This window comes from Tersicoccus sp. Bi-70, from assembly GCF_001968825.1.
GTDB lineage: Bacteria > Actinomycetota > Actinomycetes > Actinomycetales > Micrococcaceae > Tersicoccus.
The window spans coordinates 107957-128180 of sequence record NZ_MIEU01000018.1 but is presented as its reverse complement, the minus strand read 5'-3'; the positions used below and the strand labels follow the sequence as shown (position 1 = coordinate 128180).

The following is a 20224-nucleotide window of genomic DNA, read 5'->3' as shown; positions in this document are numbered from 1 at the left end:
CCAGCCGTTCTCTGAGCAGTCCCGCGCGGGTCCGGTGGGGCAGCGTCAGCCGCGCACCCACCCGCGCACCGCGGCCATCACGACCGCGACGGCGGTGTCCCGGTCCAGTGCCGGGCCGTGGGTGTCGCGGGAGAGCCCGGCGAACATCGCCGAGCCCATCAGGGTCACCGCCAGCTGATCCACCGGGACGGCCGGGTCGACGTCGTGCGCGTCCGCGACGGCGTGCAACTGCTCGCGGATGAGACCGAGCAACCGGTCGCGCAGCGCGGTCAGCTCGGTGTGCCACTGGCTCGACGGGCGCCACATCTCGCTCATCCACAGCCGGGTGAAGGAGGGGTACTCGGCGAGGAACTCGAGCGCGCGGCCCACCATGTCGGCCACGCGGTCGACGGGATCGGAGCCGTCCGGGATGGTCCGCAGCCGCTCCTCCATGAGGTCGACCCCGGACTCGAGCACCTTGGCCACCAGGTCGGCCTTGCTGGAGAAGTTGTAGTAGACGGTGCCCTTGGACACCCCGGCGGCGGCCGCGATCTCGTCGATCGAGACGTGCGCCGGGCCGCGCTCGCCGAGCAGCGTGATGGCCGCCTCGAACAGCTTCGCCCGGGTCCGGGCCGTGCGGGCCGGCCGGCTGCCACGGCCGCCCGTGCCGGTGCCGGCGGGCGCGACCGCGGCGCTCACAGGGCGATCTCCGGCTGGAGGCGGGCCAGCGTCCAGTACTTGCGGCGTCGGGCGGCGAGGGTCGAGAGGCTCACCCCGATCATCACGTACAGGAGCAGGCTCACGAACACCGCGGGCAGGGCGGAGAGGTCGGCGCCGTAGATCAGTTTGCGCATCTCGTCGATCACCCGGCCCATGGGCAGCACCACATGGACGAACTGGAGCGGCTCCGGCACGGTCTGCCACGGGAAGGTGCCGCCCGAACCGACCAGCTGGAGGACCAGCAGGATGAGGACGGCGAACTTGCCCACAGCGCCGAGCAACGCGATCAGCCCCTGGATCAGGGCGCTGAACGCGAGGGCGGCCGCCAGCATCAGCAACCACGTGAGCACCGGGTGCGCGACGTCCAGGCCGAGGGCGAGGAGGACGACGAGGTACAGCGCGGTGGCCTGCACGAGGGCGACGGCGACGAACGGCAGCCAGCCGCCGATGGCGATCTTCCACGCCGCACCGTTGGAGGCCAGGGCCCGCTCGGAGATCGGCCGCATCGTCTGGGCGAGCATGAACAGGCCGATCCACAGGGCGAGCACCATGAAGAACGGCGCGAGGCCGGCCCCGTAGGAGTTCGCCTTCGCCTGGTTGACCGAGCTCACGGCCACCGGGTCACCGATGACCTCGGAGTAGTTCTGCTTCTGCTTTGCATCCGGGTGCGGCACCTGGCCGGCGCCACGGGCCAGCTGGTCGTGCAGCTGGCCGGCACCGCCGGCCAGCTTGGCGGCCCCGTCCTTCAGACGCTGCGCACCGGCATCGAGCTGGGCGGTGCCGGAAGCGAGCTTCTCGGCGCCCGCGAGGGCGTCGCGCTGCCCGGAGGCGAGGCTCGAGGCGCCGTCGGCCAGCCGGCCGGCGCCGGTGTGGGCGGTGGCGATGCCGTCGGTCAGCGCCGGGGTGGCGTCGGCGAGGGTCCTGGTACCGGTGGCGAGCTGACCGGCGCCGGTGTGGGCGGTGGCGATGCCGGCGGTCAGGGCGGGGGTGGCGTCGGCGAGGGTCTTCGTGCCAGCGGCGAGCTGACCGGCACCGCTGTGGGCGGAGGCGATGCCGTTGCCGAGCGCTGCGGTCCCGTCCGCGAGACGCGCGGTACCGTCGGCGAGCGCGGCCGCGCCGGTGTGTGCGGTGGCGATGCCGTCGGTCAGCGCGGGGGTGGCGTCAGCGAGCTTGGCGGCACCGGCGGAGACCTGGTTCGCGCCGGTCGAGAGGGCCTGGACCTGACCCGCGGCCTGGGTGACGCGCTGGCGCGCGGCGTCCAGGGCCGGGGACGAGGCGGCGTCGAAGCGGGCCAGGATCTGCTTCGCGGTCGCGTCGTCGATCACGCCGTCCGTGCGCAGCTGCTCGGTCGCCGTCACCACGCGTTGCCGGGCGGCATCGGGCACGGCGTCGAGCTCCTGGGTGACGCCCTGCACCGCCGTGTTCAGGGCCGCGTTGCCGGCCGCGACCTGGGCGGCGCCGTCGGCGAGCTGCCGGGTCTGCGCCGGCAGGCTCGCGGTGCTGCTCTGCAGGGTGCCGAGCCCGGTGTTCAGCTGGGCGGCGCCGTCGGCGAGCTGCCGGGTCTGCGCCGGCAGGCTCGCGGTGCTGCTCTGCAGGGTGCCGAGCCCGGTGTTCAGCTGGGCGGCGCCGTCGGCCAGTTGCCGGGTCTGGGCGGGCAGGTCGGTGGTCTTCTCGGCCAGGGTGCCGAGGCCGGTGTTCAGCTGCGCGGCGCCGTCGGCGAGCTGCCGGGTCTGGGCGGGCAGGGCGGTGGTCTTCTCGGCCAGGGTGCCGAGTCCGCTGTTCAGCTGCGCGGCTCCGGTGCTGAGCTGGTCCGTTCCTGCGACCAGCTTCTTCTCGCCGTCGACGAGGGAGGCAGTGCCACTGGCGCCCTGCGCGGTCCCGTCCTTCAGCTTCGTGGCGCCGTCCGTCAGCTGCTGCGCGCCGTCCTCCAGCTGCCCGGCGCCGGAGGCCGCCTTGCCGAGCTGGTCGTGGATCGTCCCGATGGAGGTGAGCAGGCCGTCGGCAGTCCTCGTGCTCACCTGCCGGGCGACGGAGTCGTGGATCTGCGTCGTCACCTTCCCGGCGATCGTGCCGAGCAGGTAGTTGTTGGCGTCGTTCGTCGTGATGGACAGGGCCGCCTGCTGGGCCGGCTTGCCGGTGGACAGGTTGGCCGGGGAGGCGAGGCGGGTGCTGAAATCGGCCGGGATGGTCACGGCGAAGGCGTAGTCACCCGATTCCACGCCGGCGTTCGCCTGTTCGGCGGAGGCCACGGGCGCCCAGTCGAACGTCTTCGAGTCGACCAGGTTCTTCGCGACCTCGTCACCGACGTTCTGCTGCTTGCCGCCGATCTGCGCGCCCGTGTCGTCGACGACGAGGGCGACGCGGATGCTGCCGAGATTGCCGTAGGGGTTCCAGTTCGCGTAGAGGTACATGGCGCCGTAGAGCAGGGGCACCAGGAGCATCGCCACGAGCGCCAGGACGGGCAGGCGCCCGCTCGTCATGCGCTTCAGTTCGGACAGGGCAAGTCTCAGGGTGGTCATCGGGCGTCCTTCGCCGGGTCGGCGGTCGATTCGTGGGTCGTGGTGGTCCGGTGCTCGGCGGTGGACTCCGGGGCGTGTTCGTCAGGGGACGGCTCGAGCTCGGTCGCGGGCTCGTCGTCGGGTTCGGCGAATCCCGGGATGAACGCGGGGCCGTCCGCGTCCTCCGTAGCAGCGTTGGCGTCGCCGTCAGGCTCACCGTCGGATTCTGTACCGGCGGCGTCCCCCGCGGCGCCGATGACGGTGATCGGCCCGTCCCACGCCGGCGGGACTGCCGTGACGACGGCGACCACCACGAGACCACGGGCGGCGTAGTCGGTCAGGACGTCCAGCCACACGGCGTCGTCGAAGGTCAACCGGTCCGGTCCGTCGAACACCAGCGCGGCCATCCGGTCATCGGCCAGGGCCAGATCGGCCAGCAGCCGCAGGCGGCTCGCGGCGTCGAGCTGCTCGGCCCAGCGGTCCAGGATGTCTCCGTGGCCGTGCTCGATTGCCCACGCCCGGGCGGCGGGCCGCTGCCGGATGGGCTTGGGCAGCAGCGAGAGGTCCTCGGCGATCACGTCGCGCATCCGCTGGTGGCGCTCCGGCTCGTTGACGCCGGGGGAGTCCACCAGCCCGACGCGGGCGCGCAGCTTGCCGATGGCGTCGTCGTGACCCCACATGACCGTTCCGCCGTCCGGGCGCATCCGGCCGCTCAGGGTCAGGGCGAGCGCCGTGCGTTCCTCGATGGTGCGGCCGACGGCCAGATGGAGGATGCCCTCCTCGGCGGTCAGGGAGGTGGGAGGCAGGAGGGGGCGATGGCGTCCGGCGACGGACAGGTTCCGGGCAGTGAGCACGCAGTCATTATAATTAGACTGACTGGTCAGTTCAAATAGCTTGTTCCTCACATTCCCGCAAGACACAGCACCGCCCGGCTCGTGGTGAGCCGAGCGGTGCAGGTGGGGGTGTCAGGCGGTGTTGCGCGTCAGCGGCCGGCCTTCTCGAGCAGCCGCAGCCACACCTCACTGATCGTCGGGTAGGCCGGAACGGCGTGCCACAACCGGCTCAGCGGCACCTGTCCCGCGACCGCGACGGTCGCGGAGTACAGCAGCTCGGAGACGTCCGGGCCGGCGAAGGTCACCCCGGCGAGGGTGTCGTCGGACGTGTCGATCACCAGCTGCGCCCAGCCGGTGTACCCGTCGGCGTGCAGGGAGGAGCCGGCGACGGCGATCGGCAGCTCGACCGTGCGCACGTCGAGGCCGGCGTCGCGCGCCTGCTCGGCCGTACGGCCGACCATCGTCAGCTCCGGGTCGGTGAACACCGCCTGGGGCACGGCCACCTCGTCCGCCGTCGCCGCGTACCGGCTGAACGGTCCGGCGTCCGGCGTGGTGCCCGCGGCGCGTGCCGCGATGAAGTCACCCGTGGCGCGAGCCTCGTACTTGCCCTGGTGGGTCAGCAACACCTTCCCGGCGACGTCGCCGACGGCGAACAGCCAGTCCGCGCCGGTCACCTGCCCGGTCGGAGCGACCTCGGGCAGGCCGCCCTTCTCCGTCAGCTGCACCCCGGCGTGCTCGAGGCCGAGGTCGTCGGTAGCGGGCCGGCGGCCGGTCGAGACGAGCAGGCGGTCCGCGACCACCGGCTCGGCGCCGTCGAGGGTGACGGTGATGGCGCCGTCCTCGCCGGCGTCGACGCGGGTGGTCGCCGTGTTCTCGTGGATGGTGATGCCCTCGCCGCGCAGGGCATCGAGGAGGACCTCGACGGCCGGCCGGGGGAACTTGGCCAGCACCCCCGAGCGGGCGATGACGGTGACCGTCGAGCCGAGGCGGGCGAACGCCTGCGCCAGCTCCATGCCGGCGACGCCGCCGCCGAGCACGGCGAGCCGGTCGGGCACCTCGTGGGCCGACGTGGCCTCGCGCGTGCCCCAGGCGTCGACGTCGTCGAGCCCGTCGATCGGCGGGGTCACGGGCGTCGAGCCGGTCGCCAGGACGACGGCCTGCCGCGCGGTGATCACCGTGGTCGTGCCGTCCGCGCCGGTGACCGTGACCTCGCGCTCACCGCTGATCCGGCCGCGGCCGCGCAGGAAGGTCGCGCCGATGCCCTCGATCCACTCGACCTGCCCGGCGTCGTCCCAGTGGGAGGTGAACTCGTCGCGGCGCGCGAAGATCTTCTCGACGTCGACCGTGCCGGTCACGGCCTGGGCCGCCCCGTCGACCGCGCGAGCGGCATGGACCGCGGTCAGCGGCCGGATCAGCGCCTTGGACGGCATGCACGCCCAGTAGGAGCACTCGCCGCCGGCCAGATCGGCCTCGACGACGACGGCCTCCAGCCCGCCGGCGATCACGCGGTCCGCCGCGTTCTCACCGACCGGCCCGGCGCCGATGACGACAACGTCGGTGGTGAGGGTGTTCTGCGTCGCCACGGCTCAGTCGTCCGAGACGGTGACGGTCACGGGGATGTTGCCGCGCGTGGCGTTCGAGTAGGGGCACACCCGGTGGGCGGCGTCCGCGAGTTCCTGGGCCTGCTCGTGCGGCAGGTCGGGGATGGTCACCTCGAGCTCGACCGCGAGGCCGAAGCCCTCGCCGTCGTCGTTGCGCCCGATGGAGACGCGGGCGCCGACGGAGGAGTCGCCGAGGTCGACCTTCGCCTTCCGGGCGACGCCCTGGAGGGCGCTGTGGAAGCACGCCGCGTACCCGGCGGCGAACAGCTGCTCGGGGTTGGCGCCCTTGCCGTCCCCGCCCATGCTCGTGGGAACGGCCAGCTGCAGATCGATGGTGCCGTCGGGCGTGGCGGTGCGGCCGTTGCGGCCGGCGCCGGTCGAGAGCGCTTCGGCGGTGTAGAGGGAATCCATGGGTGACGCACCTTCCGTGTGGCGGCGGGTGGACCGGCCGGCCCTCCCGGTGGCACTCGTCCATCATGACGAGGCCTCTCACCGGTGCCAAGGTGGCGGGGGAGGGGATCATTCCCGAGGGCGGTGCGTCGGATTGCTCCGCGCATTTCTCGGGGTCGGATTCCGGCCCTGAAGCGAGAACAGCCCCGGTCCGCGAGGACCGGGGCTGTCATGCGTGGTGCGCCCGAAGGGATTCGAACCCCCAACCTTCTGTTCTGGATCCCCAGATCGCCCTTTCCTCCGCCTGGTCTCTGAAAGCTCGGGGTACGCGGACGTCGAGCCGCTGACGATCGAACCCACCGGCGACGAGGAATACGAGCTCGCCGAAGCCAGCTGAGCCACGTCGCTGCACCCACAACGAAAAGCCCCCGCAGCCTGCGTCAACAGGCCCGGGGGAACGACCAGGAGGCTAGTCCTGATGCACCACAATCTACCCGCTGACGCCCGCGAGCGCAGCCCCCAGCCCACCGCGGAACTGGTGATCAACACCGACGACCCGGGCGGCCTGGCGGACGTCCTGGCGTACCGCATCCTTGAGGTCCTCTCGATCCACCGGCGCCTCGACGGCGGGATCTACCCCGTGTGCGCTCACTGCCACGACTCCGACGGCAACTATCTGATCTGGCCCTGCCCCACGCGCCGCGCGCTCGACCCGCAGCAGGCGACCGTATGAGCATCCAGGCCACGTCCTGGGCCCTGTACTCCGTCGACGGCCTCGCCCCAGCCCAACGCCTAATCCTCCTGGTCCTCGCCGACCACGCCCACAACGACGGCACCGCCGCGTTCCCCAGCTACGCCACGATCGCCGACGCTGTCGGCCTGTCCCGCCGCCAGGTCATGCGTCAAGTCCTCGAGCTCGAAACACTCGGACTGATCCGTCGCGGCGACCAGCGGCACGTAGCGCACGTCGACGCCCGCTACCGGCCCGTCGTCTGGGACCTCGCACTCGAACCCTCCGAGCGGGCCAGGAACGTCACCCAGCGCGTCAGCGACGCCGTCCGCGCCCCGCGCACCAGGCCGGCCAGACAGACCCGTCAGAAGCCCGATTCCAGGGGTGACGCCCGTGACACCACTGAAACAGGACCCAGGGGTGACACCAGCGACACCACTGGGAGCGGTTCAGGGGTGACATTTTCGACGCCCAGGGGTGACATCAGTGGTGACATAGCTATGTCACCCAAACCAATGAACCACCCAAGAACCACCGCGGCCGCCGGCGAGCACGCCACGAGCGCCCCGGCGCACACCGTGGTGATCACCGCCGCGGGCGGCGGGGCGGACGACGCGGCCGCCACCCCAGCCGCCGCCGCTTCTGGCTCGACAGGCGGGCACGCCGGCGCCGACCGCCGCGGCGAACTGCTCCAGGCCCGCATCAGGGAGAACCGGAAGCGCCGCGCCGCCGGCCTGCCGCCGAAGTCCTGGACCGACCTGGGCGACCATCGGCCCGACGCAGAGGCGACCCGATGACCCGCCGCGCCGGTACGACGTCGCTTGCCGATTGGTCAAGTCGCCGCGCCGTGCGCTATTCAGAAAGCATGCTGACAAATCACTGGGGGACCGCTATCGACGACTGGGCGACGGCCGCGAGGGCCGGAGGGGCGCCGACGACGACGCTCACCACCCGCCGGCAGCACCTCGCCCACCTGGGCGCACGGATCGGGGGCGGGCCGTGGGACGTCACCACCGAAACGCTGCTCACCTTCTGCGGCGGCCAGAGCTGGTCAGCCGAGACGAGGCGCGGCCGACGGTCCACGTTCAGAGCGTTCTACGCCTGGGCCGTCACCGCCGGACACATCGACGCGTCCCCAGCGGCGGGACTGCCGTCCGTGAAGGCCGGCAAGCCGCGACCCCGGCCCTGCCCGCCACGCGTCTACAAGGCCGCCCTGCTCGCCGCCGCACGCCGCGAGCGCCTCATGCTCCGCCTCGCGTGCGAGCACGGCCTCCGGCGCGCTGAGGTCGCCTGCGGCCACTCCGACGACCTGTGGGAAGACCTGGGCGGGTGGACGCTGACCGTGCACGGCAAGGGCGGGAAGGACCGCGACATCCCGCTGCTCGCCTCGATCGCCGCCGAGCTACGCCAGCTGCCGCACGGGTACTTCTTCCCCGGCGACGACGGCGGCCACCTCTCACCGCGATGGGTCGGCAAGCTCATGACCCGGCTGCTGCCCGGTGACTGGACCATGCACACCCTCCGGCACCGGTTCGCCACCAACGCATACGCCCATGAGAAGGACCTGTTCACCGTCCAGGAACTGCTCGGCCACGCATCTCCAGCCACCACCCGCGTCTACGTCCATGTGCCCCGCGAAGCCCTCCGCCGGACCATCGAAGCCATCGCCGCGTGACCCTCGACGTGCCTACACTCAGATCGCAGTCCGCGAAGATCATCAGGGGGAAATCATGAAGCGAGTCGATCTCGCCGTTCTCGTTGTCGGCGGCGTCCTCGCGCTCACCGCATGCGGGGGAACGTCAGCCACCAGCAGCAGTACACCATCACCCACGAGCGCGACGGCGACGCCGCTCTCCCAGGCTGAATGGGTGAAGAGCAACCCGCCCGCGAGCACTCCCGCAGCGACCAGCACCGCCTCGACGTCGACCGACACAAGCGGCAACCAGCTTTTCCACGCGGACACGTATAGCCTCACCACGGTCGACGGGGGCAAGGTCACCTTCGCGTTGCCGACCTTGGCAACCGACCCGGCCGTGGCCCCGATCGAGGCCTACCGGAAGGCGGTGCACGCGGCCCCGGTCACGTACATCGTCGCGGACGCCGACAACCGGCAGGGAAGCCAGAACATCGCGATGTCCAGCGTCAAGGTGTTCGACCAGGCCGGCAAGAAGATCGAGTTCACCGGCGCCTCCGCCCACATCTCCGACTGGAGCCCCGACTACGGATCCGATGGGAAGTACCGGCTTTCCGACGGCACGGTGCTCGGCGAGAGCGACGGTGGCCTGTACAACCGGGGCGTCGAGCTCAACAACGCCAACCTGCAGGCGGTCGAGCCGGGGGAGCGGCGCAACATCGTGATCATCGCTCCGGTCAAGGCGCTGCCCTCCGAGTTCACCCGCGTCATGGCGATGCCCGGCGGATACGACAGTGAGCAGATGGTGCTGCCGAAGGCGCTCAACGATCAGATCTCGACCTCGATGCCGACCTACAACTGCCCGCGATACCAAGGCCCGACGTGCGGCGTCGAGGTCCCGGGCGGCCACGACTGACGCTGACGGTGGGGGCTGCCATGATCCGGACCGTGAGCACACGGGACCAGCTCGAGCTGGCGAAGATCATGGGCTGCGTCTCCCGCCACGCAGCGCGGCAGGCCGGCGAGCGCGCGCACGCCGTCGACGAGGTCCGGCGCGCCGCGCGCGGGCGGGCCGACCTGCTCGGCCAGGCCGCCGGCACCTACCGAGCGCAAACGCTCAGCGGTGACCGTGCGTTCTGGTACTCCGACGTCGCGACCAGGTTGTGCGTCGATGCCGGCGCAGACGTCGACGTCGCACGGCGGGCCACGGCCGCGGCTGCCGTGCTGGTTCAACCGCGGCGGCGTGGACCCGCGGGCGGTCCGACCCCCTGAAACGGTTTGTCTAGCCCCGCTTGACTTGTTCTGTCTAGTCGCTGTAGACTATTCTCATGGTCAAGCGGAAAGCCCTCCTCAAGGAAATCGACGAGTTCGCCAAGAGCCGCGGCGTCGTCGCTCAGATCACCGAGGGTGGCAGCCACACTAAGTTCCGCGTGGGCGAGAACACCACAACGGTTCCCCGCCACAGCGAGATCGGTGAGAATCTCGCGAAGGCCATTCGCAAGCAGATCGGGATGGAGAAGAAGAAGTGATCACGATCCACGCCACCGCAGAGCGGGACGGCAAGTGGTGGTTCCTCCGCGCCGCCGGCCAGTACGAGGCGTACACCCAGGTCCGCCACCTTAAGGACGCGGCCGGCATGGTCGCCGACGCCGTCGCCACCCTCTATGACCTCGACGCCTCCGACCTCGAGGTGACGGTCACCCCCCACCTGTCCGAGGACCTCGAAGCCGCCGTCAGGGATGTCGTCGCGGCGCAGGCCGCGGCGCAGGAGGCCGCCCGCCGTGCTGCCCAGGCGCAGGCCGCCGCGGCAGCGGCCCTACTTAACTCCGGGCTGCCGATGCGGGACGCTGCCGAGGTCCTCGGCGTCTCCCACCAGCGCGTGGGCCAGATCGTGAAGAGCTGACCGGCGACGTCAGCTGGCCAAGAGGCTTAAACCATCACGAACGATTCGGTCTGCGTGAGCGGCCTCGTAGTACTCGAGTCCGTCGACCGTCGCCCAAGCTTCGCGTGCGATGTCCAACGCGGGTAGACGGCCCTTCGAAGTGGGTCGTTCGTAGACGATTCGCAGTTGGACGTCGGCCGGCACCTCAGTGCCGCCTTGGTCTGACACGAGTCGACCGCCATGAGAGCGGAGCCGATTCATAAGGAACGCCCACGACCGGATGTCGTTCTGCAGCTTCTCGGTGTCGCGTACGTTGAACGACCAGGCGGAAGTCAGCTGCTCGACTCGTTCGTTGGTAAGTGCGAGGTCCGCCCGCTGATTGGACCTGCCGATGTTCACCTTCGGCCGTCTCGTGATTGAGAAGCCTGACTCTGGCTTGAGCGCACTCTTGAAGCTTTCCTCGAGTTGACGGCGCACCTGACTGCGGAAATGGTCCCGTTGCACGGGTGGGGGATCTTTCACCAACTCGTCGAAGAGTCGCTCGACGCCGTGTTCGGCGCTGTCGACGAGAATGGGGCGCGCTGGAGCGAACTGCACGACGTTGTTTAGGCGGCCTGACAAGCGGCTGATTAGTCCGTGGCTCAGAGTCTCATCGAGGTCCAACGACAGCTCCGCGGTCGTCTGCACCGTTGTCCGGCGTGCCATCGTAGCGAGCCGGTCTAGCCAGGCCTTCGTGGCAGCGGCGTCTCCGCCAAGACTCGAGGCCCGGCCGAACGAAGCGACACCGCGGAATGCCCAATCTGCGCCGTCTCGTCCTACGAGCAACCCGATATTGGCGAACTCCTGCCGGACCGGATCGGGGACGTAGCGGACGGTCCAGTACGTGTACAGCATGAACCCTCCTTCTACCGTCGGCTCGCCTCGGCTGCGCGCGCTCTCATCCGATCCGCGACCTTGCGTCGTCGAACGTACAGCCACCAGCCGAGCGCTTCAAGATCCTCGTTGGGAATCTCCCATTCTACGGGCACGTCCGCCACGCAGTGTTGCAGTGTGACCGGATCGATCTGCTCAATCCGTTGGGCAACGTCGAGGAACGCACGCGGGTCCATCCCGCGGACAGGCCGGTCGAGGGGAGAAGGGAGGTCCACGGTGTGCAGCAGTGATCCGGCGTCCCACCGCTCGGCGCCGCCGATGACCCAGAGCCCGTGATCGAATGACCACACCTGGTTGTGCTCGTCGAGTGCGTACAGCCACTGCTCGTCTTCGCCGAAGAACCAGTCCCACATCGCCATGAGTCTGGGAGCGCGGCCGCTGTTGCCATCCATCGGAATGTGCTCCAGCACTTCCCCTTCGATGTTCCGAGCCAAGTTGGCCGAGGCGTGCGCGACACCTTCCCGGATACCGAGCATCTTCAGCGGCTCGACGCTCCAGAGTTCCTCGGGGACGTTCACGAGTGCGATTGGTCGCATGGGTGCGTCGACGACGGTCGCTACAGCAGCCACGATCCTTTCGACGGCGAGGGAATAGCTGCCGTGCGGGCTGTCTCGGTGCTTGACCCAATAGCGATTCCCGTCGTCCGCGTCCGCCAGGAAGGCCTGCGACCCGCTCTCTGCTACCTGCCAGACCGTCCACACGTCTAGGTCAGCCGTGGGACGGCTGAAGCCAGCCAAGACTCCTGACCATCGATCGAGATCTTCCATTGCATCGCTGGCCACCGGCCCCCTCCGACTCCTTCGTACGACCAGCACACAGTACCGTGACGCGATTGCAGCACTTCGCCGAACGCGTGGGTAGACGACGAAAGCGCCCCGCCACCCGAATGGGTGACGGGGCGCTTCGCTTCGAGCTCGGCGTGACGCCGGGGCTCGGATCTCGGACGGTGGAGAGGGCCAGCCTATTCCGGCGTGGTGATGCTGCCCAGGACGGCGGCCGTGTCGTCGGGATCGACGCCGCCCGGCGCCGTGGCAACCGCGGTCGAGCCGACCGCCGACGCCGAGCCGGTGGGATCCGTCGACGGGAACGGGACCGTGGTCGTCTCACCGGTGGACGCGTTGGTGATCGTCATCGTCGAGGCCGGCACCGCGGTGGTGTGCTGCTCGCGCGCCGGGTCCGGGGTCTGGTAGCCGGCGAACCGGCCGAGCGCCGTCTGCACGAACAGCGCGGCCGGCAAGAGCCACACGGGCGCCTTGAGCTGGTCGAGCACGTCGGGGCTGACGGTGACGACCGCGGCCGCGAGCGCGGCGAGCAGCGTCAGCGCGTACCCGATGTAGGCCGTGACCTTCACCTTCGGGCTGGTCTCGGCGGGGTCGGCGCCGGTTGCGACGGCGGGGTCGATGCTGTTGGCCATGTCAGGCCCCCTTCTGGGTGATGGTGGCGACGGTCTTCTGCAGGGCGGTGACCGCCGCCTGGATTCCGGTCACGACGGTCGCGACACCGCGGGCGGCGACCTTCGCGTTGGTGGCCTCGGACTGGGCTCCGCCGGCCTTCTGGTTGGCGGCGAGCGCGTGGGCGCGGCCGTTGAAGATCGCCCACCCGATGGAACCGGCCTTGAACGGCTCCTTGCCGCCGGCGTACTGCTCCTGCAGCACCTCCCGGACGGCGGACTTGAACATCGACTTGATCTGGGCATCGGATGCCATGGCGAACCACTCCTCGAGGTCGTTGGCGGTGGGGGTCGTGCTGGTGGTGGATCCACGGCCGCCGGTCTTGGCGCCGACGGCGAGGGAGTAGAGGCGGTCGGCGGTGCCGTAGTGGACGTTCAAGTCCAGGTCTGCGGCGTAGCCGGGAAGGCGTCCGTGCTGGGTGTACTGGTGGATGTCCGCGGACGGCCACCAGCGCACGGCGGGTCGCCCGGGCGGGGCGTAGCCGTTGACCTGCTGGTCGGCGCCGTAGGAGGGCAGCCAGAGCCCGGAGGACCGGGACACCACAGGCGCCCAGTTGTAGGCCTGCAGCGTCGCCGGATTGGCGTAGAACAGGGACTTGGCCCCGGTGAGCTGCCGCACCCGGTCGAGCCAGTCGGAGTGCCAGTCCACCCGGTGGACGAGCTGCGGGTCCTCGTTGTCGAGTGCGGGGACGATGAGCCCGCAGCCGAGGTAGGGTCGGATGGTGTCGAAGAAGTGCTCGGCCTCGACGTCTGACGTGGCGCCGATGTTCGCGCCCTCACCGGCGAAGTGGTACGCGATGATCGGCTTGCCGGCGGCGATCGCCTGCTCGATCTGGTCGTGGAATCCGATCGAGACGAACGACCCGCCGCCGGTGGCCTTGATCCCGACGAAGTCGTGGGCGACGCCGGCCAGGCGGATGCCCGCCTGGTACCCAGAGATGTCGATGCCGTGCAGCATCGTCGGCGGCGGTGCGGGCACGGTTGCGCCGGCGAGCTTCTCCGGCCGGAACCGCAGCCATCCAAGCACCGGCCCGTAGCCGAGATCCCCGGCCCAGTTCAGCCAGCCGACCGCCGTCGGTGGGTGCTGCCCGTCCGGCAGAACCGTGCCGCCGTCCTGCTGGATCACCTGGGATCCGGCGGCCACCGGCGTGAGCGCCTGGGCGATGTGCCCGTACGGGTTCAGCGACTCTCCCTTGCCGTCCCGGTACTGGGACGGCCCGAACACCAGGATGTCGCCCCGCAGCGGCAGCTGGCTGGGGCTGCTGGGGTCGTTCCGGATCACCGTGAACCACTCGGCCGACGCGTTGTCCAGCATGTCCTTCGCGTTGCCGGCGTTGGGCCAGCCCTGCCTCCACGAGCGGCCCGTCAGCACCTCGAAAGCGGCCTTCGGGACGTCCACGCACTGCGCGCCGCCGACGGAGTCCAGGTCGTACCGGTTGCCCGCGGCGGTGGCCAGCCACTGCTCCATGCTCATCGTCATGACGTCTGCCTCTCACGAAGAAGGCCCCGCGGTGGGCGGGGCCTTGATGGTTCGGTGTGCTCGTCGACGGCGTCGACGTCTCGGGTATGGGACCAGGGCGATCAGCAGGAGCAGCAGGGCCGCCGTGTTGATCAGGGTCCGCAGCGCGGGCGGCTCGTGCCTGGTGAGCGCCTCCGCCGACCCGATCAGCAGGGCCAGCGTCAGCGCCCCCGTGGACAGGCCGACGAGGCGCCACCGCGGCGCGGCAGCGTCCCACATCCGGAACCGGAACAGCATCAGCGCCAGGTCCAGCCCGGCGAGCACGATGTTGATCGCCCTGATCGTGTCGAAGTAGTTCCCCTCATCCACGTCCGGTCTCCTCCTGCGCCTCTCGGAGCGTCGTCCCGTGCTGCTCGATGAACAGGCGGAGCCGCCACGTCAGCTCCGGCGGCGGCGGCTTCGCCCCGGCACGCACCCAGTCGAGGATCGGGACGACGTCGGCGAGCGCCTCGTCACGATCTCGGACCATGCCGCGCAGCTCGTCGATCTGTGCGTGGTCGGTGCGGGCTTCGTCCTCGAGCTGCTTGACCTGCTCCTGCAGGGTCTTGATGTCCTCACGCAGATCCCGTAGCGCGTTGCGGGCGTCGGTGAGGTTGAACTGGTAGTCGCCGGACTCGGCGGTTTCCCGGGCTGTCTTCCGGTCCTGGCGCCCGCGGAGGAAGCTGACGCCCACGCCGAGGAGGGCAGCGAGCGCGGTCCCCAGTGACGCCCACACCGCCCACTCGGTCATCGGGTCGGCTCCTCTCGGTTCTGCGCGGTCTCCCGGGGGTACCTGACGGCCACGTACACGCCGAGGGTGAGGAGCACGAGGTACCAGATCGCTCCGGGGCCGGCCGTGGCGGCGGAGGCGGAACCTGCCGCCCCACCGACGACGTACAGGAAGGCGACCCAGAAGTGGCCGATGGTGTTCGCGACGAACGCGGTCACTTCGAGCCGGCGGTGTCGGGACAGTGCGCCGCCGAGTGCGGTGATCGTGCCGGCGCTGACGAGCCACCAGCCGAGGCCGGTGGATGTGCCGGCCGTGACGGGTAGCCAGTCGACGGCTGCGAGGCGGCCGGCGGTGGGCCACACCCACCAGGAGACGCCGACGACGGCCTGGCACAGGCCGAGGACGACCAGCATGCCCCCGGTCAGACCGTCCGCGGTGCGGATCAGTCGATCCGGCATGGTCATTGCCTCCTTCATCAGGTGGTGGTTCAGGCCGCGGGTATGGCGGCGAGTCGGGCGTCGATCGCGGTGAGGCGGTCCTCGAGCAAGGCGACCTTGGCAGCGAGCTCGTCCTTCTCCGCCCGCACCTGGTCGAGGGTGGTCTGGAGCGCCTGGTTGTGGCGGACAAGCAGTGCGGTGATCCGGTCGTAGTCCACGGACTCGGGGATCGGGCCGGCACCGTCGTCGTAGTCGCAGTAGGACACGAACTCCGGCGCGACCTCGGCCATCTCCTCGGCGATGAACCCGGTGTAGCGGCGGGGGTCCTGCTCCTCGCCGGGCTGCTTCTTGCTGACCCACGTGCGAGGCCGCAGACCCATCACCGCGAGCGGGTTTTGGCCATAGTCCTGGACGTACTTCTTGTACCGGCGCGAGGACGTAGACCGGTAGACGCGGCCGGCCGGGTTGGTCGCAATCAGCATGTTCGCCGCCGCCGACGTCGTCGGCGCGTTGCGCATCCACAGGTCAGCGTTGGCGTACAGGTTCGAGTTGACCTGCACGGACTTGGTGCTGTCGATCGCCGACATCGTCAGGTCCTGGCCGTACGGGGCGGCCAACGACTTCGCGTACAGGCCGACGAACGTCGCGAACCCGTTCGCCGGCAGCGTCCAGGCCTGGCCACCGAGGTCGAATCCGTCGTTGATGAACGTGTTGCCGTCGAAATAGATCGAGCCGTTCGGCGTGGTGCGCTTCTGCGGGCGGATGGTGATGTTCTGCGACGACGGATCCGTGAAGAGGGCCGCCTCCGTGCCGGCCGTCGACCCGGTGGGCGAGAACCACAACCCCGCACCACCGTCCGCGGTAGGGGTCAGGATCATGCCGGGCTTGCCGTCCGGGGCGGTCGAGAACCGGCCGACCACCTTGTTGTCCGACCCGTTCAGCCGGACCGTCTGCACGCCGTTCGCGTCATAGGCGTACATGCCCTGACTGGTGATCTTCACGCCGGTCGTGGTCTTGGCCGTCTGGATGGTGGCGCCCGTGATCGTCATGCCGTCGATCGCGGTCGCCGCGAGCTGCGTCGTCGTCACGCTGTTCGCGGCGAGCATGTCGGTGCTGATCTTCCGCGACTTCACGACGTCGGCGTAGAGCTGGTCGATCACCGCCTGCGCCATCGTGCCCGTGCCGGCCGTCAGATTCGCGACGTCAGCCTTCTGGAAGGTCGCTGTGGACGCGGCGATCTTCTGCGCCACCACGTCCACGATGACCGCGGTGCCGGCGGTGAGCTTGCCGACGTCCAGGTTGCTGATCGCCGACGAGGAGATCGCCGTCGCCTGCCACGCGCCGTCCTTCGTCCAGTACCACTCGGCGATCACGTTGCTCGAGGCATCGACCTGGCGCCACAGGTCACCGGTCGCGGTGCCGGACCCCGACGGGGCCGACGTCGAGTAGAACACCCGGCCCTTGGACCCGGCCATCGTCAGCGCGCTATCCGCCGTCGACTGGGCGCTGCCGGCCGCCGCCTGGGCCGCCGACGCGGCGGACCCGGCCGACGCGGCAGAGTCGAGTGCCACCTTCGCTTCCGTCACATCCACGACGAGCATGTCGTCGACGTGGAAGACGTTGCTCCCGGCCGCGACCCAGGGCGCGAAGCGGACCGCGACGACATCGGCCGTGGCCACCGAGGCCGTGGCCGTGAGCTTCGTCCACCCGGCCGTGCCGACCGCCATCGCTGCGACCTGCCCGACCACCGTATTGCTCGTCCCGCCAGCCGCGGTCTTCGCCTGGATGAGGAACCCCACCCCGGGCGAGACCGCCTCCGTGCCGGAGCGCTGCACCCACGCCTCGAGGTACCACGTCCGACCACTCGAGGCCGGCACCAGGTCCGAGACTGGGTAGACGTCGCCGCCCGGGTTCGGGCCGATCCGCAGCGAGCGGCCACCCGAGCGGGACACGCCAACCTCGACGGCGCTCGAGGCGCCGGCCTGCCACCCGTCCTGCCCGGCCTCGAAGTCACCGTTGCGCACCAGCGAGATCCCGCGTGCGATGACCTGCGCCACCTGGGCGTTCGCCGCTGCGAGCGCGGCGTCCGCCTTCGTCTGGGCGTCCGCCGCTGCGGCGGCGATCGCCGCCGACCGGGCGGCGTCGATGTCGCCCGGGATTGCGGCGACCTGACCGAACACGTCGTCCAGGCGAGCCTCGTCGTCGTCGAGCCGGGTGCTCGCGGCGGCGAGGTCCTCGGCTGCCTTCGCCAGCTGGGCGTCGACCTCGGCGACGTCGACGAGGTCCTGGACCTGCACCTGTATGGCGGGTGAGGCGGCCGACGCCTTCCCGGACTGGGAGCGGGCGACGAGCTTGACGTACCAGGTGCCGGGGGCGCGGAGCGTGGTCACGTCCGCGCCGCGCGGGGTCTCGATCGTGCCGAGGAGCGTGTCAGCGAACAGGGCGGTGAAGTCGGGTTCCTGCGATGCGTGCGCCTCGACGCGGGCGAAGTCGGAGGGGACGTAGACGAGCTCGTCCGGGTCGCCGGCGTCGTTGAGGAACAGTCCATCCCAGCGGGCCTTGATCGTGCCCTGACCGCCCGCGCACGTCGGCGCGGTGGGGCGGGGCGGGGTCGGGCCGTTGACCGACGCGACGGTGTGCGTGCCGTCTGGCTGGGTGCCGACCATGCCGCGCAGGGTGCCGGTCGTGTCGTAGTCCTCGATGCGGCCACCCTCGATCGAGGAGTACGCCAAGCCGGGCTTGTTGGCCAAGTTCGTGACCCGCTCGTCGAGGTCGCGCAGCTGTGTGGCGAGCGCGCGCGCCTGTGCCTGCACTCGATCCGTCACACCGCCTCCTCCACTTTCAGCTCGATGCTCCCGGCGTCGCAGTTGACGGTGAGCTCGGTGATCCGCATCCACAGGTCGAGGTCGCCCCAACCGGGGTCGCCCTGCACGCGGATCTGGTCGCCGGGCCCGAAGGACCCGGCCGGGGCCATGGGGTGATCGACGACGGTCAGGGAGTCGATCGTGGCCGCGCCGGAGACCTGGGCCAGGATCGGGCGGGCCGCGTCCGTCGCCGCCTTGCGCGAGGTGAAGGCCTTCTCGGTGGCCACATGCACCCGACGCAACCGGCCCGTCGACGCCGTCAGACGATCAGAGCGGATCTTCGTGCGCCCCTCACCGGACCCGTACAACAGCACCTCGGACGCGTACTCGCTGGCCGAGACCGCGGGGACCACGGTGACGTTGACCCCGATCTCGAAGAGCAACCCGTCGCGCCGCGCACCGATGCCCGGGTAGCCGAGCTCGAGGCGGTGGACGATGTCCTCCCCATCCCACGCTGACCGCTCCGCGTACCCGAACGGGGTGGAGGCGGCCAGGTCGGTGATCGTCTTGCCGACGTCGTCGGTCTGCCACCACGCCAACCGGAACGGGCCGGCGTCGAAGGAGACGTCCTCACCGGCGCTGGTCGTGAAGTTCACGTTCCGCTCCGGGGTGCCCACCCGCACCGGCGAGCGCAGGGAGTCGACGGTGACGCCGAGATCCCCGCCGGGGTAGGACTGCACCTCGTCCCAGACCATGCGGACGACGTCGAGGGGGTCGACGCCGATGCCGGCGTAGTCCGCGGCCAGCCAAGGGATTCCGGTCGGGTACATGGTGAACCCGCCGGCCTCGACCCGGACCTGCCCGCCGTCGAGGCTGACGTGGTCGACGATGCCGAACACGGGGGGCCGGCCCTCCTGCTCTGCGATCACCGCGCACCCCCACTCCCGGACGCTGGTGAGCGCGGGGTACCCGAGGGAGAGGGCACCGCTGATCGACGCCGGCGCGTTGACTGCCGTCGTGACCGTCCCGCCCATGAGGGGCAGGTCACGGTCCAGCCACCGGCCCGAGGGCATCTCCTGCAGGTGGAACCGCCACGGCGCGGCGTCGGTCACTGGGCGCCCTCGGAGAACTCCCAGTCGATGACGATGGACGACTGGGAGTCGGCGTACCAGTACCCGTTGCCGGCCGAGCGGGAGCCCTGCAGGTTGATGCGCTGGTCGGTGCCCCGCAGCGTGGCGTCGACCAGGTGGGTACCGATCACCGTGTAGTGGTACCGGCCGTCCGCGTCCTCCGCGTCCTGGACGAGGATCCCGTTCTGGCCCGGCGTCGTGTTCGCGAAGCCGGTGCGCACGCCGGCGACCGTGTCTGCCGGGGAGTTGCTGCGACGGTAGATGACCCCGGACAGGTGCGCGACGATGTCGAGGCGGGTCGCCCACTCCGGGACCGCGACCACGGGCCGCTGATCCGGGGTGATCGGCCAGGACGTGTACGCCCCCGTGGGCATCGCCTGCGCCGTCCCAGCCCGGAAGTTCCCGGTCGGGAACACCGTCACCATGGCTCGTTCCCGCCGCGGGTTCGCCACCCGCCGCAGGTCCGTGATCATGCCGGGAGTGATCGTGCCCGTCGACGCCGGGATGGTGATGCGCGCGAGGGCGACCGCCGGGTATCCGAGGCCGAGCTCCTTCGCGGTCTTCGTGCCGGCCGGCACGCCCTGGATGATCTGCAGGCGCGCGTAGGAGAACGTCACCGGGTTAGCCGGCGCGCTGCCCTCGTACTGGGGGTCGAGGACGCGGGCGATCACCAGGTCCGTCCGTCCGCCACCGGAGCCCGTCGCGACGACAGGGACGTCCGTGGACGTCGGGTTGCGCAGGACGTAGGTCTGCTGACCGCCGCCGGCGTACCGGTTCAGCAGGAGGCAGGAGCCCGGGCGCACCCTGACCGTCCCGTTCGGGATGGGCTGCGCCTCGACCATCAGATCACCGACACCGACGATGCCCTCTGACCCACGGGAGGTAGCGAACGCGAGCAGCCGGGCCACCTCGGGGGAGTGCTGAGCGCCGCCACCGACGAACCAGGGGGTCGAATCCAGCATGGTGCCTTCTCCTT

General features: G+C 70.5%; 22 protein-coding genes. 7 read left to right on the top strand and 15 right to left on the bottom strand.

Annotated elements, in window-relative coordinates; genetic code table 11:
* Nucleotides 1-45 precede the first annotated feature (45 nt).
* From BGP79_RS16020 to BGP79_RS16000, 5 genes are all read right to left on the bottom strand, one after another.
* Nucleotides 46-678, bottom strand: coding sequence for a TetR/AcrR family transcriptional regulator (locus BGP79_RS16020; protein WP_076697531.1), 633 nt, complete (start codon nucleotides 676-678; stop codon nucleotides 46-48).
* Nucleotides 675-3218, bottom strand: coding sequence for a YhgE/Pip domain-containing protein (locus BGP79_RS16015; RefSeq protein ID WP_076697528.1), 2544 nt, complete (start codon nucleotides 3216-3218; stop codon nucleotides 675-677). Before BGP79_RS16015 ends, BGP79_RS16020 begins: the two co-directional genes overlap by 4 nt.
* On the bottom strand, nucleotides 3215-4051 hold the full coding sequence (locus tag BGP79_RS16010; protein WP_076697525.1) for a hypothetical protein: 837 nt from the start codon (nucleotides 4049-4051) through the stop codon (nucleotides 3215-3217). The genes BGP79_RS16015 and BGP79_RS16010 overlap by 4 nt, the downstream gene beginning before the upstream one ends.
* Nucleotides 4052-4179: 128 nt before the next feature.
* Nucleotides 4180-5613 (bottom strand): NAD(P)/FAD-dependent oxidoreductase, encoded by a 1434-nt coding sequence (locus BGP79_RS16005; RefSeq protein WP_076697522.1) that lies wholly within the window; start codon nucleotides 5611-5613, stop codon nucleotides 4180-4182.
* Nucleotides 5614-5616: 3 nt separating this feature from the next.
* Complete coding sequence (locus tag BGP79_RS16000; protein ID WP_076697519.1) at nucleotides 5617-6042, bottom strand: organic hydroperoxide resistance protein; 426 nt, start codon at nucleotides 6040-6042, stop codon at nucleotides 5617-5619.
* A 457-nt stretch (nucleotides 6043-6499) separates the two neighbouring features.
* Between BGP79_RS16000 and BGP79_RS15995 the strand changes: the two genes are divergently transcribed.
* From BGP79_RS15995 to BGP79_RS15965, 7 genes are all read left to right on the top strand, one after another.
* Nucleotides 6500-6754: a hypothetical protein gene (locus tag BGP79_RS15995; protein ID WP_076697517.1), complete on the top strand. Its 255-nt coding sequence runs from the start codon at nucleotides 6500-6502 to the stop codon at nucleotides 6752-6754.
* Complete coding sequence (locus tag BGP79_RS15990) at nucleotides 6751-7548, top strand: helix-turn-helix domain-containing protein (protein WP_076697514.1); 798 nt, start codon at nucleotides 6751-6753, stop codon at nucleotides 7546-7548. The genes BGP79_RS15995 and BGP79_RS15990 overlap by 4 nt, the downstream gene beginning before the upstream one ends.
* Before the next feature lie 68 nt (nucleotides 7549-7616).
* A complete protein-coding gene (locus BGP79_RS15985; protein ID WP_076697511.1) occupies nucleotides 7617-8426 on the top strand; it encodes a tyrosine-type recombinase/integrase in 810 nt (269 codons plus the stop codon).
* A gap of 55 nt (nucleotides 8427-8481) precedes the next feature.
* Nucleotides 8482-9300 carry a hypothetical protein gene (locus tag BGP79_RS15980; RefSeq protein WP_143588478.1) on the top strand — a complete coding sequence of 273 codons (819 nt, stop codon included), beginning with the start codon at nucleotides 8482-8484 and terminating at the stop codon, nucleotides 9298-9300.
* Nucleotides 9301-9332: 32 nt separating this feature from the next.
* Nucleotides 9333-9656, top strand: coding sequence for a hypothetical protein (locus BGP79_RS15975; protein ID WP_143588477.1), 324 nt, complete (start codon nucleotides 9333-9335; stop codon nucleotides 9654-9656).
* A gap of 56 nt (nucleotides 9657-9712) precedes the next feature.
* On the top strand, nucleotides 9713-9913 hold the full coding sequence (locus BGP79_RS15970) for a type II toxin-antitoxin system HicA family toxin (protein ID WP_076697502.1): 201 nt from the start codon (nucleotides 9713-9715) through the stop codon (nucleotides 9911-9913).
* The gene (locus tag BGP79_RS15965; RefSeq protein WP_076697499.1) at nucleotides 9910-10287 is read left to right on the top strand and encodes a hypothetical protein; all 378 of its coding nucleotides are present in this window, start codon (nucleotides 9910-9912) and stop codon (nucleotides 10285-10287) included. The genes BGP79_RS15970 and BGP79_RS15965 overlap by 4 nt, the downstream gene beginning before the upstream one ends.
* 9 nt (nucleotides 10288-10296) lie before the next feature.
* Here BGP79_RS15965 and BGP79_RS15960 read toward each other — a convergent pair whose 3' ends face one another.
* From BGP79_RS15960 to BGP79_RS15915, 10 genes are all read right to left on the bottom strand, one after another.
* Entirely contained in the window at nucleotides 10297-11160 is an 864-nt protein-coding gene (locus BGP79_RS15960) for a DUF3037 domain-containing protein (protein ID WP_076697496.1), read from the bottom strand.
* An 11-nt stretch (nucleotides 11161-11171) separates the two neighbouring features.
* Nucleotides 11172-11981 (bottom strand): HipA family kinase, encoded by an 810-nt coding sequence (locus BGP79_RS15955; RefSeq protein WP_143588476.1) that lies wholly within the window; start codon nucleotides 11979-11981, stop codon nucleotides 11172-11174.
* A gap of 179 nt (nucleotides 11982-12160) precedes the next feature.
* Nucleotides 12161-12613 carry a hypothetical protein gene (locus tag BGP79_RS15950; RefSeq protein WP_076697490.1) on the bottom strand — a complete coding sequence of 151 codons (453 nt, stop codon included), beginning with the start codon at nucleotides 12611-12613 and terminating at the stop codon, nucleotides 12161-12163.
* A gap of 1 nt (nucleotide 12614) precedes the next feature.
* A complete protein-coding gene (locus BGP79_RS15945; protein WP_083702026.1) occupies nucleotides 12615-14129 on the bottom strand; it encodes a GH25 family lysozyme in 1515 nt (504 codons plus the stop codon).
* 12 nt (nucleotides 14130-14141) lie between these two features.
* Nucleotides 14142-14477, bottom strand: a complete 336-nt coding sequence (locus BGP79_RS15940) for a hypothetical protein (protein ID WP_076697484.1) — start codon at nucleotides 14475-14477, stop codon at nucleotides 14142-14144.
* Nucleotides 14470-14898, bottom strand: coding sequence for a hypothetical protein (locus BGP79_RS15935; RefSeq protein WP_076697481.1), 429 nt, complete (start codon nucleotides 14896-14898; stop codon nucleotides 14470-14472). The genes BGP79_RS15940 and BGP79_RS15935 overlap by 8 nt, the downstream gene beginning before the upstream one ends.
* Nucleotides 14895-15341 carry a hypothetical protein gene (locus BGP79_RS15930; protein WP_076697478.1) on the bottom strand — a complete coding sequence of 149 codons (447 nt, stop codon included), beginning with the start codon at nucleotides 15339-15341 and terminating at the stop codon, nucleotides 14895-14897. The genes BGP79_RS15935 and BGP79_RS15930 overlap by 4 nt, the downstream gene beginning before the upstream one ends.
* A 23-nt stretch (nucleotides 15342-15364) precedes the next feature.
* Nucleotides 15365-18139: a tail fiber domain-containing protein gene (locus BGP79_RS15925; RefSeq protein WP_076697475.1), complete on the bottom strand. Its 2775-nt coding sequence runs from the start codon at nucleotides 18137-18139 to the stop codon at nucleotides 15365-15367.
* Entirely contained in the window at nucleotides 18136-19230 is a 1095-nt protein-coding gene (locus BGP79_RS15920) for a hypothetical protein (protein ID WP_076697472.1), read from the bottom strand. The genes BGP79_RS15925 and BGP79_RS15920 overlap by 4 nt, the downstream gene beginning before the upstream one ends.
* Nucleotides 19227-20210 (bottom strand): hypothetical protein, encoded by a 984-nt coding sequence (locus tag BGP79_RS15915; protein ID WP_076697469.1) that lies wholly within the window; start codon nucleotides 20208-20210, stop codon nucleotides 19227-19229. Before BGP79_RS15915 ends, BGP79_RS15920 begins: the two co-directional genes overlap by 4 nt.
* Nucleotides 20211-20224: the final 14 nt, after the last annotated feature.